7 protein-coding genes are annotated in these 14,550 nt (G+C 48.2%); all 7 read right to left on the reverse strand.

The genetic code is table 11. The features are described 5' to 3' along the window. Positions 1–117 precede the first annotated feature (117 nt). Positions 118–1,530, reverse strand: a complete 1,413-nt coding sequence (locus AC1S52_RS14405; protein ID WP_482029714.1) for a cation:proton antiporter — start codon at positions 1,528–1,530, stop codon at positions 118–120. A gap of 92 nt (positions 1,531–1,622) precedes the next feature. Then, the gene (gene bicA, locus AC1S52_RS14410) at positions 1,623–3,290 is read right to left on the reverse strand and encodes a bicarbonate transporter BicA (protein ID WP_482029715.1); all 1,668 of its coding nucleotides are present in this window, start codon (positions 3,288–3,290) and stop codon (positions 1,623–1,625) included. Positions 3,291–3,797: 507 nt separating this feature from the next. Next, complete coding sequence (locus AC1S52_RS14415; RefSeq protein ID WP_482029716.1) at positions 3,798–4,937, reverse strand: response regulator; 1,140 nt, start codon at positions 4,935–4,937, stop codon at positions 3,798–3,800. Between the two features lie 69 nt (positions 4,938–5,006). Next, a complete protein-coding gene (locus AC1S52_RS14420; RefSeq protein WP_482029717.1) occupies positions 5,007–6,875 on the reverse strand; it encodes a methyl-accepting chemotaxis protein in 1,869 nt (622 codons plus the stop codon). Between the two features lie 97 nt (positions 6,876–6,972). Further along, positions 6,973–9,729, reverse strand: coding sequence for an ATP-binding protein (locus tag AC1S52_RS14425; protein WP_482029718.1), 2,757 nt, complete (start codon positions 9,727–9,729; stop codon positions 6,973–6,975). A gap of 32 nt (positions 9,730–9,761) precedes the next feature. Beyond that, on the reverse strand, positions 9,762–10,124 hold the full coding sequence (locus tag AC1S52_RS14430; protein WP_482029719.1) for a CHASE2 domain-containing protein: 363 nt from the start codon (positions 10,122–10,124) through the stop codon (positions 9,762–9,764). Continuing rightward, positions 10,117–14,550 (reverse strand): PAS domain S-box protein, encoded by a 4,434-nt coding sequence (locus AC1S52_RS14435; protein WP_482029720.1) that lies wholly within the window; start codon positions 14,548–14,550, stop codon positions 10,117–10,119. The genes AC1S52_RS14430 and AC1S52_RS14435 overlap by 8 nt, the downstream gene beginning before the upstream one ends.

Below are 14,550 nucleotides of genomic sequence, written 5' to 3' on the forward strand. Positions count from 1 at the left end.
TTCATTTGGTTAAGCCACACAATTTCCTACTCCCCACTTCCTACTCCCCATCTTGCCGTGATCTACGCATCTGAAAACTGCTGTAACTCTTCATTTTCAACTCCTGCCCCTCACTCCTTATCCCTCACTTCCCACTATTTCTGGCTCCAGGGAAGGTTCTCCAGTGGTAGGTGGCTCTGGGGACTGTCCAAAAGCAAGCCGGAGGAAGGGGGGTGCCAGAAATGTGGTTAGAATCACCATGATAATAATGGCGGCTTCTAGGGGTTTACTCAATACGCCGCTGGCAGACCCAATACCGGCAAACACTAGCCCTACCTCGCCCCGTGGAATCATTCCTACGCCGATCGCCAGCCGATTAATCCCCGGTTGACCAAATACTGCCCAGCCCGTCACGACTTTGCCAGCGATCGCAACGCCAATCAGGAAGACCGCAATAACCAAGCCCGCCCGGTTTTCTGGGATGGCTGGATTGAGGACTCCCAGATCTGCTCTGGCACCCACTGTAACAAAGAAGATAGGCACGAGTAGATCGGCGATCGGTTTAATTAGTTCATCCAACTCGTTACGAGCATCGGTTTCATCCAGCACCAGACCTGCGGCGAAGGCACCCAAAATTGCCTCAAGATGGATGGCGCTGCCCAGGAATGCCATAAAGAAGGCAAAGATAAATGCAGGAATGACAATATTGCCACGGGTCTTGAGCTTTTCCACAATTGCCACAAAGGTCTTGTTAAAGATGCCCCCCAGCAAGATAGAACCGATGAGAAACGCCGTTGCACTCACAATCAGGTAAATCACATTAGTGACATCGATTTCGCCTGTTTTGGCTAAACTGGCAATCACTGCCAGGACGATGATACCCAGCACATCATCAATCACCGCTGCCCCAACAATGATCTGCCCTTCCTTTGACTTGAGCCGCCCCAGTTCAGATAACACTTTGGAGGTAATGCCGATACTGGTGGCTGTCAGGGCTGCCCCAGCAAAAATGGCTGGAATTGCCGGAACATGGAACCCGATCATCAATCCAGCGGTACCAGCCGCAAAGGGCACTGCCACCCCAACACAGGCAACGATCGCCGCTTGATAGCCAACTTCCTTAAGCTGGCGCAAATCGGATTCCAGCCCAATCTCAAACAGCAAAATGATTACACCCAGTTCCGCCAGAACCGAAATGACTTCACTCTGAGACTCAAAAACACTGCTTAATGCCTCCGGGGTCAGTCCATTGATCCATTGCAGAATGGACATGATGACCGAGTCGGCGGCTTGCATCCCGCTTTCGGGAAAAACCACCAAGTGTAAAGCCGATACACCGACAACCACCCCGGCAACCAGTTCTCCCAAAACGGGTGGAAAATCCAGACGCTTGGAAATCTCAGCCCCGAACTTGCTGGCAAGGTAAATCACAACCAGACTGAGCAGAACCCCAGTCAGAACAATGGGAGCATTTTCTGGCTCAGCCGTTGCCAGGAATGGAATTGGTGGCAGAGACGAGAGGGAATAAGCGATCGCAGAGGTCAAAAACATAGGCGAGTCTTTATTTAAGGACAGTTTCCAACGAAGCTGATATCAAATAAATCGGGGGGCACACTGCCGTGTGCCCTGCTCAGAAAGAGCCATCAAGCTACACCTGGGCTATAAACCTGATCAACCGCTTGACGCAACGCCTCACTGCGATTATCCAGGATATGCTCAGCCTTGATTAGCTCAAACAGACCGAGTCGTGCTAGACGGTTTTGAATTTTGGGACTGGCTCCCACCACATAGATCTGAAGTCCTTTATCATAAGCATCCCGAATTGCATTTTCGATCGCCAGTGAAGCCGTCACCCCTAGTAAGGGTACGTCACTCAGATCCATAACCAATGCATTGGCATCTTTCATGGCATTGTGTTCCCGGGCGATCGCCTTCGACAAGCCAAAAATCATCGGACCACTCAAGTAAAATAGCAGCACTCGACCCGCCCCCTTATCCAAAAGCTGCTTCTCTTCGGCACTTAACCGCACATCGTCATCCGTGTCCGTAATCAGTTTTACTTCCTGAGATTGCAAATTGCTCAATCGTTCAATCGTCAAGATATTAGCGATAAATACACCCACTCCAACCGCCACAATCAGATCGACAAACACTGTCAGAAGCAATACTCCGTACATAATCAGGGAACCTTTGAGCGAAACTTTGTGCGATCGCTTCAAAAAGCTCCAGTCCAAAATATCAATCCCCACCTTAAGGGCAATTCCTGCCAGCACCGCCATCGGAATCGGTTGGGTATATCGAGCCGCACCCAGCACTACCACCAGCAAAATCAGTGCCCGGGATATTCCTGAAACTGCCGAGGTCGCGCCTGTCTGAATGTTTACCACCGTGCCCATCGTCGCACCCGCACCCGGTAACCCACCGCAGATGCCCGAAACAATATTGCCAATGCCCTGACCAATCAATTCCTTATTAGACTTGTGCTCCGTTCGGGTGAGGCTATCGGCAATCACTGCCGTTAACAGGGTATCAATGCAACCCAGCATTCCCAGCATCACACCATCCACGAACATCCTGGTCAACTCACCGGGGGTAAAGGTGGGCAGGCGGAAGTTCGGTAGACCCATTGGGATTTCACCCAAATCCTGAATTCGACGAATGTCTACATCCCCAAATAGGGTAAGGGAAACAAGCGTACCAACAATCAGTGCAACCAGTTGGGGTGGCACCACTCGTTTCAGCTTTTTGGGCATGAAGAAAATGATTGCCAGGGTTAACCCTCCCAGAATCGCTTCTCGTGGACTGGCGTTTGCCAGTAGTTGGGGAATAGCGGTAACAGTGCCCAACACTCCTCCTTTCGGTGCGGGCTGACCCAGGAAAGGAGCAATTTGGAGGATGATCAGAATTATGCCAATTCCTGACATAAAGCCAGAAATGACGCTATAGGGCATCAGGGTAATGTATTTACCGAGTTTGAAAATCCCGAAAACAATTTGGAACAGCCCCGCCAACATGACAACCGTAAACGCCATTGCCAAACCGTTTTCGGGATTGCTGGCAGTCAGACTTGCCACAATTGCCGTCATCACAACGGTCATTGGTCCTGTAGGTTCAGAAATCAAGGTTGGCGTACCACCAAACAGGGCAGCAAAAAAGCCAACGCAGACCGCCCCATAGAGTCCCGCGATCGGACCCGCTCCGGAGGCGACTCCGAAGGCAAGGGCAAGGGGCAAGGAAATAATTGCCGCCGTGACACCTCCAAAAATGTCACCGCGTAGGTTATTGAAACGTATCTGGTTAGTAATTGACATCAGGGGTGAATGAAATAAAGGACAGAAGTAATTCACGGCAAAGTTGTATGCCAGTGAAGTTGATCAAAAATGGTTATCGATCAGCATCAATTGGACAAACCCCATAGGCTCTGCCATGATGCTTTAAAGCGATAGGTTTGGAAAAACGTTGCATCACCCGCGTAGGCAGGTTTTGCTTATATAACGGCGGCTTATGCCGCTGGAGCCAAAAGATTTATCGGTCAGTCAGAAGCCATACCCAATGGGAATCAAAGTCCTTATTCAGGTATTAGTATCTAAAAATACTACAAAGTCTTTAGCAATAGTTAAGAAAAAGCCATTTCTACCATTGAACATTTCTTGCTCTTCGATAGATTGACTCCAGGGTTAGCTCATATTCTTTTTAGCTAATCGCTTTAATTAGAAAATATAATCAGCGGGTGGAGGCGACAAGCGTAGGACAAGCATCTTGCCTGCTTACAGTCGAGACAACTATATTACAGAACATCAGGTAGATTGATCCGCAATCTATCTGGCTGCTGTTAGGTTATTTAATCCAGGATCCTTAATGGTGAAATAGAAGGTTGTTCCGATACCCAGTTGAGAATTGATCCAGATTCGACCAGCATGATTTTCAACGATCTTCTTGCAAGTAGCTAAACCAATGCCAGTGCCAGGATAGTGTTTAGCCGATTGAACTCGTTGAAAGATTTCAAAGACCTGTCCAAGATGGTTAGATTCAATCCCAATTCCATTGTCATGCACTCCAAATAGCCATTGACTTCCCTGTTTGACAACTGAAATTTTTACTTGGGGAGTGATGCCAGGAGACACAAATTTAATGGCATTACTAATTAGATTTTGTAGAAGCTGAATCAGTTGAGTTTCATTCCCCATGACAGTAGGAAGTGAATCGTGGGATAGATCGACGTGCTTTTCGCTGATCTCAATTTGCAAATTATCTAATACCTGCTTCAGCACATGGTTACAGTCAATCGGCTCAAATTCCTGATTTTGTTTGCCTACTTTAGAATAGGCAAGTAAGTCCTGAATCAATCGTTGCATTCGGTTGCCTGCATCATGAATTCGATTGAGATAATCAAATGCGACTTCATCCAGGTAATTCTCGTACTTCAAATGGATGAGCTTGACAAACCCTGTAACGCTCTGCAAGGGCTGCTGTAAGTCATGGGAAACCACATAAGCAAAATGTTCTAGTTCCCGGTTGGATCGAGCCAGTTCCTCGTTTTGCTCCCTCAGTTGTTGTTGTAGCCTTTGAATGCGTAATTGGTGTTCAATCCGGGCTAACACCTCGATTTCTTGAAAAGGTTTTGTAACATAATCTACACCGCCCACAGAAAAGGCTCTGACTTTGTCTAAGGCATCATCCAGAGCACTGATAAAAATGATGGGAACTTCACGGGTTTGGGGATCCGCTTTGAGGTGCTGACAAACCATATAACCATCCATTTCAGGCATTTTGATGTCAAGCAGAATCAAATCTGGGGGATCTGCCTGGACAGAGGCGATCGCCCGCTGTCCATTCAAAGCTTTACGAACTTCAAATCCCTGATTAGTCAACATGGCAGACAGGACACGCAGGTTATCTGGAGTATCATCCACCAGCAAAATATCACCACTTAACCCTTTGTCCACATAGCCACTCATAAAGCTTCTCCTCAAATTACTGGTTACCGAAAAAATATGCTTATAACCAATTGACAGGTGCACTACTAGCTAATCCAACAGTGAATACTTATTATCTATTTGGTGAATCAAATCGATCACCCGATCAAACTGAAAATCTTTAACCCAACTCTTTAAACTGACCGATAGGGGAACAAAATCTGCTGGAATTTGTGTCACTAGCTGTAGAACCTCTTGGTCAAAGCCTTTAATCGCAGCCTGGTGCAATTGAGTGACCCACTCTGGAGACATTTGAGCCAGATAAACCAAGAGCCTTTGGTCGGTGTTTTCTGCATCGGTGTGAAGGCTGCTTTCCGGTTTTAAGCTTAATTCGTGATCAAAACGATTGCTGCTTGAGGGAGATTGATCCCCATCGATTCTAGCAATCTCAAGTAGGTCGTTAATTAAAGCCAAAAGATGATTACCATTGCGATGCATCATCTTTAACCGATCTTGATGTTCCGTAGTCAGCGACGGGTCATGGTGAAATACTTGAACAACCCCCAGAATAGCGTTGAGCGGAGTGCGTAATTCGTGGCTCATGGCTTCTAAAAACTGGCTTTTTGCATAACTGGCAGCTTCAGCAGCCGTCTTAGCCTCCAAAAGCTCCACTGTTCGCTGGGCAACCCGATCTTCGAGTTCAGTAAAGGATGCTTTCAGTTGAGCCGCCATCTGATTAAAAGACTGGGACAGGTCTTCCAATTCCCTGATTCCCTTCACTTCAACGGTGTGATTAAAGTTGCCACAGGCAATTTCCTGGCTGATCTTGACTAGATGCTGGATCCGCTGGCTTAGCCAACGCGAAGTCACTAAACCCAGCAGAATGGCTGATGCGAGGGAAAGCAAGCATAGCAAAATGGTGGTACGAGTATTCGCATTAATCTGTTCCATAAAATCGACCTCTGGAACAATCGCCACTACAAGCCAGTCCAATCCATGCTGGTCTTTCCAGGGAGTCACCTGGACAAATTGCTGTTCTCCAGCCATTGAAAAGTTCAATTGGTAAATAGTTTGAATTTGATCCAGATTACTAAAGCGCTGATTTAGATATTCAAAGGTTGATTTGATTAACCGATTGCGACTCTGAGCCGCACTCATTCGTTGCGCTTTGCCTGCCTCTATAATAAAAGGCAGTTCTGCGGCTGAACTGGCTACAAGCAGCCCACTGCGCTCAATGATAAAAATTTCTCCTGAGGGACTATCCTCCACGTTGCGCAAAAAATCGTTCAGCCCTGAAAGCAGCAGATCAACGCCAATCACACCTAGCAACTGCTGTTGATCGTTATAGACAGGATAGCTGGACGAAATTGACAAAATTTCTGGTTTGTCATCCCATTGATAAATGTTACTCCAAACAGGTTTTTTAGCCTGAACTGCATCAGCGTACCAGCCTTCTTCCTGCACTGGAGGTTCGTCAGACAAAATTTTTTCTAAGGTAGTGCGGTTTCCCTGCGCATCAACTCTAAAGACAGACATGCTGGAAAGGGAAGGCTTGCGAGTTTCGTTGATTAAAAACATGCCATTCTCTAACCGTTCAACGCCGATAAATTCACCCTGGGGATTGGCAAAGTTAATGTAACCAACATCAAAAATTTGCATCTGTTGATAGAAGGTTCGTTCCATGCGATCGAAGTCCTGCAAGTCAAGCGTTCCAACGTTGATGGCATCTAAATTGAGTCGATTAATGTGGCGGGGAAGCAGCAACTGATCCTCAAGGTGATGGGTGACTTGAGTACTGGTTTTGTTGCGTAGTTGAGTTGCCAGATCGTTTACGGCTTGCTGCCCATTGCGAAGGGAAAACCAGCCAGTCAAACCCACGGCTACAACGATCTGGAGTACATACGGCACTACCAGGATCAGGCGCAGGGGTATCCCACGAAAGCTTTGAGAGTCTGGAGACTGAAGGCGAGGCAATAGCATACCCTTAGCAGGTGTGAGGTTCAGGTGTCAATGAAGTTGGGTTTGGGGGTTGGGATTATAGGGACAAGGTTTGGTGTTTTCCAATTTGCCCCAGGTCTTATGGCAACTCCTTTACTTCAATAAACGGCTGAGTTAGATGGATAATTTCATCGAACTGAAAGTCGTCTACCCAGTGGGTTAAAGCCTGCGCCAGGGAAGCCTGGGTGGCAGGAATATGCTTAATTAACTGGAGGATTAGGCAATCAGAGCCTCTGACAGCAGCCTCATGAAGTTGGTTAATCCATTCAATTGACATTCCAGCCAGGTGAACCCTTAAATCCCCGGTTGGAGTAGTCAGTTGTTCGCTCCTGTCTGCTTCTGTCGGACTAGCATCTTCGTAGAGATAGCGCACCCTCAAATGTTCTGCCAATTTAATCAGCAGAGTGTTTTCCTGAATCGGTTTGCGTAAAAAGTCATCACAGCCGATCGCCACAGCAGCGGCTTTGTTCTCCTCAAAAACGCTAGCGGTGAGCGCCAGAATTTTAGTAGGGGGAGAAGGATGGAGCGGTGAGGATGGCAGAGATGCAACCATCGAATTTTGGTGGGGTCTGCTGACCCTTCTGGCTTGTTCGATCGCCCGAATTTTTTGGGTTGCCTCAGTGCCATCCATCACGGGCATACGAATGTCCATTAAAATCAAGTGTGGCTTCCATTGTTCCCAAACAGCGATGCCTTCCTTTCCATTTCTGGCTTCCCAGACCTCAAAGCCCAGGGGAACCAATAACTTGACTAAAAATTCACTGTTTTCCCATTGGTCTTCGACAATCAGAATGCGATAGGTGGGTTGACCTGGGGCGAGAGCAACCACTTGAGCGGTGTTCAAGGGAGTCACCATGTCGGCGGCTTCAGTCTGGCTAAACTGAATGTGAAACTTGAAGATGCTTCCCTGGGCGATCGCGCTACACACCATAATGTCCCCTCCCATGAGGTTGACAAATTTCCGACTGATCGCCAATCCCAGACCAGTTCCCTCATTTGCCTGCTGACCTGCTCTAGCCTGAACAAAGGGCTGAAATAAATGCTTAAGTTCTTCTGGGGTAATTCCAGGTCCCGTGTCTTCAACCTCAAACGCCAGGGTGTGGATAGGATCGGAGAGAGCGGGGGAGTGTTCTTGCTCGGTGAATACCCGCAGGCTTACTCTTCCCATTTCGGTAAATTTGATCGCGTTGCCAATCAAGTTCAGCAAAACCTGACGCAGCTTGCCTTCATCGGTAGTGATGTGGCGGGGTAAATTTAGCGGGTGCTCAAACGTCAGCAGCAGTTGTTTGGCATTTGCTCTAATTCGGAGCATGGCTTCCAAGTCGTCAAGCAGGTGGTAAAGATCAAAACTTGTTTGATTCAACCTGACCCTGCCCGCTTCAATTTTGGACATTTCTAATACATCGTTAATCAATCCCAACAAATGTTGTCCACTACGGTTGATGATTTCCAGATGGTTTTGATGGTCTACACTTAGGAACTTGTCATGGTTCATCACCTGGGTAAAACCAAGGATGACATTTAAGGGCGTTCGCAATTCATGGCTCATGTTTGCCAGAAATTCACTTTTGGCGCGGTTTGCTTTTTCACTACGGGTGGCTTCGCGAATCGCTACTTCCTTCGCCTGTTGCAGTTCAGCTTCTGCCTGTTGATGTTCGCTGATGTCTTCTAATAAAAGTAGAAAACCGTCTAACTTGCTTGGTTGATTGTTTTTAGTAAACGTGGGATAGGTCAAGGGTTGCAATGTTATGTCAAACCAGCGATCGCCTTGTTGTAGATTGCTATGTTTAATTGGGTTTCCTGCTTTCAAACAAGCCAGGCTAGTCTGCCATTGCTCTAGGCTAAGCCAGTTGGGTACCAGTTTAGTCGTGAGGTAGCTACCGACCTTCACCTGAAGCGATCGAACCGCAACTGGGTTACAGAACCAGACCTCCCCATTTAGATCTGCTGCCAGCAGCCCAATTGGGAGGGTCTGGGCGATCGTCGTTTGCGTCGATTGGGAACGCCCTAATTGTTCTGCCAGAACCGCCAATTGAGCTACCCGCGACAAGGCATTTTGGGGTTGGGGTAACTTCTGCTTCTGCATCGGAATTAACGGATCCTCGGTTTCTACCGCATTGACAATTAAGTCTTGACGGTAGTGTTTCCAGAGGTGGGCAATCTGGCGGCGAAGCAAATAGTCTTCCCATAGGCGATCACTCAGGGCAACCATGACCGCGGTCATGGTAAATAGGGCGATCGGAGGCGAGATAGGTACCCAGTAGTGGGCATTAAATAATAGCAGACCCAACAAACCCCAGCCGACACACAGTCCGGCAATGACAACTAGCTGTTGCCGGGTGTTCCAGGCTGACATTAGCCAACTTAAGCCCGGTGCGCTCAATAGCAGCAGTAGCCATAGCCCCCTTGTCTGGAGGGGATTGAGGGATTTCTGCTGCAACAGATTGTGGATCAGGGTTGCATGGAGGTAGACGTTACTGGTGGGGGGAGTTCGATCAAAGGGAGTGATGAGGCGGTCCAGTCCAGCAGCCGTAACTCCGACTAAAACAATCTTGTTATGGAAAACATTGGGAGCAATTTTGCCATCAATCACATCTACAAACGAATAGGAACGCAGTTCTGATGCGGGGCTGACCCAGTTAACCCAGAAGGGTTGAGTTAAATCGGGTAGGGGGACAGAGGTCTGTATCAGGCTATAGGACTGAACGGCTGCCACTCCCAGGGCTGGTTGTCCGTCTACTTGCAGATCAACCTGCCGAACTAAACCATCCGTGTCTTCACGCTTCAGCACATGCCCGGTTGCGATCGCCGCCGCCGCTAAGTTGGGCACTGGCATCAAGGCTTTTCCCGTTTGATCCCAACCCTGTGCTAGGACAACGTGCCCCTGTGCATCATCGCCTCGGAAAGCTGGGCATCCTCTGGGCTTGGCTCTGACCAGAGCAGGTTAATAACGACGACACCAGGCTCGGCATCGGAGAGGGTGTTGAGTAGTTGGGTGTAATATCGTCGTGACAGGGGAAAGCGTCCCAATCTCTTTAAACTGGCATCGTCGATTGTCACTACGACCAATCGCCCATCCCAGGTCATCGCTCCGCGAGCTTGAAAGAGATGATGATAGGCGATCTGCTCCAGTGGCTGAAAAGTACCGAGCCGCAGCAGCAGCGCGATCGCGATCGCGGTCATTACACCTGGAAGGAGCCGCCATGCGTGTTTGCATAGAAGCTTATTCATAACCCACAAACTCTGTCAGTTCTACAATCTTGTCAAACCGGAAGTTGCTGATCCATTCCTTTAAAACTTGCGCCAGATTAAAATGGGTACTTGGAAGTTGCCCAATTAATTCCAGTAACCAGCGATCTTTGCCCAAAATAGCTGCTTCATGCAGCTTAGAAATCCACTCATCAGGCATTCCACTCAGGGATGAGCGATCTAGAACTAAATTTTCCCTCAAGGGGTAGAGCAGAGATGAGCCAAAGTCGTGATACTCACTCTCCATCGCTCCTCTCTCATCTTTGGTTGCGTAAGTATATTGAACATGCAAATATTGCGCTAACTTAGCAAAAATCTCTTCTTGCCGAAACGGCTTACTAATCAAATCATCACACCCTGCCTCTAAAATAGCCAACCGCTCTTCGTCAAAAGCACTGCTTGTTACCGCAATAATCTTGGTGGTGGTGATGACAAGAGATTCCTTGCCCCCATCGCCTTTACGCTGCTGCTCTTTTGCTCGAATCTGCTGAGTCGCCTCATACCCATCCATCACTGGCATTCGCATATCCATCAAAATCACATGGGGTTGCCAGCTTTCCCACAAAGTAACACCCTCCCGCCCATTGCTGGCAACCTGAACATCAAAGCCGACAAGTTGCAATAGATTCACTAAAACTAGCTGGTTTTCCCTATGGTCTTCTACAATCAGCACACGGGAGGGGGGCTGGTTGGGCACCAAACTGACGACCCGTTGAGTTGGGTAGGGAATGGGGGGTAGTGCCCCTGGAGCAGGGACAGCCTGAACATCGAACCGAAAGATGCTACCCTGACCAACTACACTTGCAACGGTGATTTCCCCCCCCATTAACTGAACAAATTTTTGGCTAATGGTTAATCCTAACCCGGTGCCCTCAGAAGATTGCTGCCCTGAGGGGGTTTGCACAAAGGGGCTAAATAGCCGTTGTAGATCCTGCGGTGCAATGCCCGTGCCCGTGTCTTCCACCTCAAAGCAGAGAGTGATCGGCGGGGAGGGGGGCATATTGGAAGTGGGATGAATCGAAACTTCGTTCCAATTCGTATGGCTATTCCGCACCACTTCTGCCTGACTGCGTTGTGCCTTGACACGCAGTGTTACACTGCCCTGTTGGGTAAACTTGATTCCGTTACCCAGCAGATTAAGCAAGACTTGTCTCAGTTTTCCTTCATCGGTAGTAATATATTGAGGTAGGTTGGAGGTTCGCTCAAACGTAAGCTGTAGATGCTTCGCACTGGCTTTGAGATACAGCATTTCGTAGAGCGTATCCAGCAGGTAGTAGAGGTCAAAGTCCGTTGCATGGAGCTTAAGTCTGCCTGCCTCAATCTTGGACATTTCTAATACGTCGTTGATCAGCGCCAGTAAGTGTTGCCCACTGCGGTTAATGATATTGACATATCCGTGGTTTTCCGGGTTAAGCAGGGTGTCATGTCCCATTATCTGGGTGAAGCCTAAGATAGCATTGAGTGGGGTGCGTAGCTCATGGCTCATGTTGGCTAAAAACTCGCTTTTAGCACGATTGGCAGCTTCCGCAGCATCTCTGGCTTTTTCTAAAGCAACAGACTGCTTTTGAGTTTGAACCAGGAGTTTTGCCAGGGCTGCCTCCGCCTGTTTGCGCTCTTCGTGTAGGGACAGGGCAGAAGCGGCGGCACCCAGAAGACTGATTTCCAGACTGTCCCATTCATGGGCAGTTATGCAATTATCAAAACCGATAAATCCAAAAAATTGCCCTCCCACCAGAATGGGCAGAATCAGAATGGCAAGAATGCTCTGCGGTTCCAGGACAAGACGTTCTGAAGCTGGAAAATCTGCGATGATACCGTTGATGATGTCTCCCCGTGATAACGTTTTTGTCCAGCGGGGAAAGAAATCTTGATAGGAGAGGTTTTGTAACAGGGGATTGTCAATTTGGGGAGCGATCGCTTCGGCACACCATTCTGCTCGCTGGCTCATAAGCCGGTTACCTGCTGCATCCCAATGATTTTCAAACCGGTAAACTCTGGATGCGTCAGAGGCTAAACCTAATTGCTGGAGAATTTCCTGATCGTTGGTTTGATCAGGTTTGGAAGCAAGCAGTAGGCGTTGAATTTCTACTAATGCAGCTAAATACCGTTCTCGTTTTGCCAGGGCTGCTTCTGATTGTTTGCGATCGCTAATATCAGTCGCAATCCCCAGTGCAAAGACCGACTGACCATCAGTCGCCTCAATTGGTTTTTTAATGGTTTGAAAGTAACGAACCTCACCTGTGGCAGAAGTCACGATTTCATCGAGCAACTTGGGTTTTCCAGTGCTAATGACTTCTCGATCGTCCTGAAGAAAACGTTCGATTTCAACCAAATTGGGATTGAAGTCGGCATCTGTTTTGCCAATTAGATTGTCAACTGTGGTGCCATAAATTCCCGCAGTGGCTTGATTTGCCAGAACAAATCTACCGTTCCAGTCTTTGGCAAAAATGAGATTGGGTGGAATGTCAATTACATTACGAAGAAACTCCTGTTGCCGTTTCAACGCTTCTTCGGCTTGTTTGCGATCGCTAATATCGGTACTGGTACCCAACACCCTGATAGGGTTTCCAGCTTCGTCCCAAACGGCTAAAGCCCGATCAAGGATCCACTTATAGGTGCCATCCTGACAGCGCAGTCTGTACTCCTGTATCAGATGAGGGATTTCTCGCCGGAGGTAGGAGGCTTTGGTCGCAATCACCCGGTCGCGATCGTCGGGATGCAAAAGATCTGCCCATTGGTCTCTGGTATTGGCAAACTCCTGGTCTGAGTAGCCCAACATTTCCTTAAACCGCCTGGAATAAAAGCCATTTCCGGTGGTCAAATCTACATCGAAAATGCCATCATTACTGGCTTGAATCACTAATTGCCAGCGCTCCTCATTCCTGCGTAATTCTTCTTCAGCATGTCTGCGCGAGGTGATATCCCGCTGAACTCCAAAATGTCCGGTAATTCTGCCCTCGGCATCATAAAGGCAGATATAGTCTCCTTCAATCCATATCCGTGTGCCATCAAATTTCTGTTCTTGTGTTTCAATATGCAACTTACCCGCATTAAAAAACTGTTGCCAGATCTGACGACCATAGTCCAAATCATGGGCAAACAAATCACTGGGCGTGAGATTGAGAAATTGCTCTCGGCTGGCACCATACTGTATCAGGATGGCATCGTTCACTTTGGTAATTCGCTGGTGAGCAAAAACATAATCCAGGATCTTTTCCCGATCAGCATCATTCATCATGCTGTTCCAATGCACGGGTTGATCCAACATCATGAAGAAAAACCCATCTAAGGATTGAGTAAAGAAAAGTTCCAATCGTTCCTCTGCTTTTTGCAGACTACGCAGTGCAACTTGCCGTTCACGAATTTCCTGTTGCAGGAGAACGTTTTGCTGATCGAGCGCTTCCCGTTGCCGTTTCTCCTGTTCCAATAACCCAATTTGAGCCAGAGCAATGCCAACCTGAGATGCGATCGCTTCCAGGACTTGAACTTCGCTAGTTCTCCACTGGCGGAAGCGATCGCACTGGTACAAAACCAGAATACCGTTGGGTTGATCTTGATAGGAGGTGCGAATTGCCAGGATTGACTTTAGCCCGGTTTGTTGACACTGGGACTCCATCGACTGTAATAGCGGATTAGCGTAGACATTGGAGGTAGCCATTGCCTGCTCTTGAACAAGTATCTGGAGTACGAAAGGATTTTTGGTCAGGAGAATTTGAGCGATGGGAGTGGTAGACCCTGAGACAGAATATTCAGCGGCGATCGTCAGTTGAGAAGTTGGTGCAGGGGTATAGATTAAGAGATGACAATGGCATACGCCAAAGACTTGCCCTATCTGGGTAACTGCCGTCTCAAAAATGCATTGAGGATCGCATTGGGCACGGATGGCATCTGTAATTTTCTGAAGGATAAGGACACGGTTAAGTTGCTTTTGCAGGGATCGTTCTATCTGCTGATGGTTATCTCCGGAGGTCTCCCATGGACGAACTTCTTCCTGATTGCCCTGCTGTTTAAGAGCCTTCCCAAAACCGATTGCCTGCAATAAGCCATTTGAGGTGATCAGACCAACCAATTGTCCCTGGTCATCGACAATCGGCACGGCGCGGAGTTGGGCGCGCTGAAACAGGAGTAATACAGGTTCTATCGCCTGGAGATCTGAAGTCTTCAAGGCTAAATCTTGAGGGCTGATTACGGTTGAAACAGGCTGAGTGGTGAAATCTGTGCCCGACCCAATCAACCGCACCACATCACGTTCACTGAATAAACCAACCAATTTAGCAGAATCTGCTTCGACGACCAGAACGCAGGGCGCTGCTGTTTGGTGCAACAATGCGATCGCCTCTGGCACAAGCGCCTTCGTTGTGATTGTGGGAGGATGACGATCAATCGCATTGGAGAGTAGGGTATCCAT

Source organism: Kovacikia sp. CALU 1929 (genome assembly GCF_056784235.1).

Bases quoted from the DNA above. Each gene is read 5' to 3' on its own strand.
- AC1S52_RS14415 (WP_482029716.1), bottom strand. From the start codon at position 4,937: ATGAGTGGCTATGTGGACAAAGGGTTAAGTGGTGATATTTTGCTGGTG.
- bicA (WP_482029715.1), bottom strand. From the start codon at position 3,290: ATGTCAATTACTAACCAGATACGTTTCAATAACCTACGCGGTGACATT.
- AC1S52_RS14420 (WP_482029717.1), bottom strand. From the start codon at position 6,875: ATGCTATTGCCTCGCCTTCAGTCTCCAGACTCTCAAAGCTTTCGTGGG.
- AC1S52_RS14430 (WP_482029719.1), bottom strand. From the start codon at position 10,124: ATGAATAAGCTTCTATGCAAACACGCATGGCGGCTCCTTCCAGGTGTA.
- AC1S52_RS14425 (WP_482029718.1), bottom strand. From the start codon at position 9,729: ATGCCAGTGCCCAACTTAGCGGCGGCGGCGATCGCAACCGGGCATGTG.
- AC1S52_RS14435 (WP_482029720.1), bottom strand. From the start codon at position 14,550: ATGGATACCCTACTCTCCAATGCGATTGATCGTCATCCTCCCACAATC.
- AC1S52_RS14405 (WP_482029714.1), bottom strand. From the start codon at position 1,530: ATGTTTTTGACCTCTGCGATCGCTTATTCCCTCTCGTCTCTGCCACCA.